A 3427-nucleotide genomic window follows, 5' to 3' on the forward strand; every position below is an offset into this window, starting at 1 on the left:
AAAAGTGACACAAATTACCACCATCTGTGCTGCATAGCGCTTGCAGCATTGATCCAACAGTTAGTCGTGAACCATATCTTTATGTTAGCAGTTGTGAGTGTCAAAAGAGCTCTGAGCTACGAGAAGGTGAGTGAAGTGATAAGTCAGCAACTAGGCACACTGACTCTGAGTAGCTTAGGAGCTCCATTGACCCTAGAAGAACGGCATATTTGGATGGATAAAAGATATCGTAAATCACTCCATGAGAGACTCTTAACCATTAAGTGAACGCGTATGATCTGCGGCCACTCGCCGCCCACAAAGTGACCCCGCTAGCCAGCCCACCCATGGCCAACGGGAGGGAATTTTTTCCTTGGCTACTACGCACGCTACTGCCGTTGTCTGTTCTCTGTGGTTCACAACCTCTATGCGATTGGCTGCACCCCTCAAACATCGAATAGACGGCGTGCGCAAGGTTTTCTGGGACATCCTGAAAATGCTCACAAAAACGCTAGTGCTCCTTTTCACGTAACCACTGCTGTCCGTACGCAAAAAATCAAGGTAAGCTTTGGGTCTACGACTTGAAGGGTTTCGTAGTTCCTGAGTAAATAGCCCCCCGCTTAGTGGAATGAAATTATAATTTTACAGTTCAGAGCTTTATGGCATTGTTATTGCTGTGGCAGCTTACAGTTTAATTTTCCCCCACCAATTGTTCAATAAACATCCCTTGTTTGAGGGCGGTAGAAAGTGCTTCCTGGTTGACTCTAAGTGGCTATACGAAGGCAAGGGTGAGTGGGCGATAAGGCCTCACCGTCATCGCGCACTATTGTTAAAGTCGGCAGTACTATCTTTCGTCTCGACTCAGTTGGCGGAAGGTCAAGAGCTGGTCAGGGTGATGAACCTTGAAGAACTCCCAACTGATGCAACATGTTTTTTTGTCTGCCGATTATATGATAACTTACTCGAAAGGGAATTACAGGAGTTCTGCGAAGAGCGTGGACTTGAGTTACGCTGGCAAGATTCCCCAAGCTTTGTGACTCCTTACGATTGGGGTACGCAATTCTTCTCATCAAGAAAAAAGCCTTTTATGAAGACTTTTTATGAGGCTCAGCGCAAGCGTATGAACTTACTTTTGGAGCCGAATGGCACACCAACCGGTGGTAAGTGGAGCTTTGATGACGCCAATCGTAAAAAATTACCAAAGTCGATGCCTGTGCCAGAGGAACCGAGTATTAGTCATGGACTTGAAGACCAAGTTTATATAGCTGCGGCTCGCGATGAATTGGCAGTATCTGGACTCTGGGAAAACTGTTCTGGAGAATGCGAATCTTTGCGCTACCCAATCACTCACGCTGGTGCCGCTACATGGCTTGAATCTTTTCTAGAAGAGCGTTTCGTTGGCTTTGGATCATACGAAGACGCGCTCAGTACTAGAGGAGTATTCCTCTACCATAGCGTATTGAGCCCAATGCTTAATATTGGTTTGCTCGTCCCAAGTCAGGTGGTCGCACGTGTGCTTTCATTTGCGTCAAACAAAAACATTCCTCTCAATGATCTTGAGGGTTTTATTAGACAAGTGGTGGGCTGGCGGGAATTCACAGCTTTAATGTATGAGTGCCATGGGCGCTGGATGCGCCAACAAAATTTTTGGGGTTTCGAAGAAGATATTCCACCTTCAATATGGCAGGCAAGCACTGGATTGGAACCGCTGGATATGGTGATTCGAAAAGTACAGACAGAGGGTTATGCGCATCATATTGAGCGACTCATGTTACTGGGTAGTTTTTTTATGATGATGCGAATCAAGCCAGACGCAGTCTATGCATGGTTCATGGAAATGTTTATTGATGCATACGACTGGGTTATGGTGCCGAATGTGTATGGGATGAGTCAGTTCGCCAGTGGAGAGTTTATGGTTACTAAACCGTATTTGTCCGGATCAAATTATTTGAAGAAAATGTCAGATTACAAGAACGGCTCATGGAATGCTGTATGGGATGCTCTATTTTGGAGTTTCCTTGACGATAATCGCAGTTTTTTTGCTGGAAACTATCGCATGAAAATGATGCTGGGACATCTAGAGCGAATGGGTGAGGATAAGCTGGCTGAGCACCATGCAAGAGCCAAGGCATTTCGAGCAAAGATGCGAAATGGAGAGAGATGGAATGAAGAGACTTTATTTTAGCTTTTAGTTGTATGCATCTGGTTTGGTTTAAGCGTGATCTTAGGGTAAGGGACCATCGTGGACTACACGAGGTTGGACATCTTTGTAGTAACGGGGAGAAAATGCTCGGCGTATATATATATGAGCCGATTATCTACGAAGCTCCAGAGTTTGACGTGAGCCACTTATACTTTATCAATGATTGCCTAATAGAACTTCGTAAAAACATTGAGAAAATCGGAGGGCAATTACTCATCTTACGGGGAGAGGTAGTGAAGGTGTTTGAGCAAATTCACAATCATTTTGGAATCACTAAGCTTTGGTCGCATGAAGAAAATGGAAATGCTACCACCTATGAGCGGGACCTTCGCGTCGCCGAGTGGGCGAATCTCAAATATATTGAATGGAGCGAGTTCCACCAAAACGGGGTGGTTCGTAATTTGAAAAGCCGAGATGGATGGGCGGAGCAGTGGAATCAACGAATGCAGGAAGATGTCTTAGCCACCCCTACTACCCTAAGTTCTCCACATAGCAATTTTTTGGGTCAACCGCTACTCGCGCAAGATATTGGACTAATGGACCGTCCAATGGAAGGGCGGCAGCTTGGTGGTGAGGACCAGGCTCACAAAACAATGGATAGTTTTCTGAGGGTGAGAGGAATGAATTACCGCACTGAAATGAGCAGCCCCGTAACTGGTTTCGATGCTTGTAGTCGTATGAGTCCATATTTGAGCTATGGGTCAATTTCGGTGAAACAAGCCTATCAAATTGCCCATAAATTTTACGCCAGTATCAATAAGCATACGGTAGCGAAAGGTTCTGTAACTAGATGGAAGCAAAGTATTCGATCCTACATGTCGCGCCTCAGGTGGCATTGTCACTTCATGCAAAAGCTCGAAGATCAGTGGGACATTGATCAAATAAATATTGCTCGATCCTGTGATGGGCTGCGAGGCGATAATCTAGAATTATTGGAAGCTTGGTCTGATGGACGGACTGGTTATCCAATGGTGGACGCTTGCATGCGTGCTCTTAAAGCTACTGGATGGCTCAACTTCAGGATGCGAGCTATGGTAATGTCATTTGCTAGCTATCATTTGTGGCTCGATTGGCGTCAAACGGGTCTGGTACTCGCACGGTATTTTGTGGATTATGAACCAGGAATTCATTGGAGCCAGGTTCAGATGCAAAGTGGCACCACTGGAATAAACAGTGTGCGTGTTTACAGTCCGATCAAGCAGGTTGCCGCCGCAAACACACACACACACACACACACAAACAAAC

Annotated in this window: 3 protein-coding genes; all 3 read left to right on the plus strand. The window is 45.7% G+C overall.

Annotated elements, in window-relative coordinates; all coding sequences use genetic code 11:
- A partial coding sequence (locus ABGY95_RS09215; protein WP_347441384.1) for a hypothetical protein occupies positions 1 to 267 on the plus strand: 267 nt, incomplete at its 5' end.
- A gap of 388 nt (positions 268 to 655) precedes the next feature.
- The gene (locus tag ABGY95_RS09220; RefSeq protein ID WP_347441385.1) at positions 656 to 2164 is read left to right on the plus strand and encodes a cryptochrome/photolyase family protein; all 1509 of its coding nucleotides are present in this window, start codon (positions 656 to 658) and stop codon (positions 2162 to 2164) included.
- 11 nt (positions 2165 to 2175) lie between these two features.
- Positions 2176 to 3427, plus strand: a 1252-nt coding sequence (locus ABGY95_RS09225) for an FAD-binding domain-containing protein (protein ID WP_347441386.1), incomplete at its 3' end; no start/stop codon positions are given.

The sequence above is a fragment of the Rubritalea sp. genome, from assembly GCF_039830215.1.
Classification (GTDB): Bacteria; Verrucomicrobiota; Verrucomicrobiia; order Verrucomicrobiales; family Akkermansiaceae; genus Rubritalea.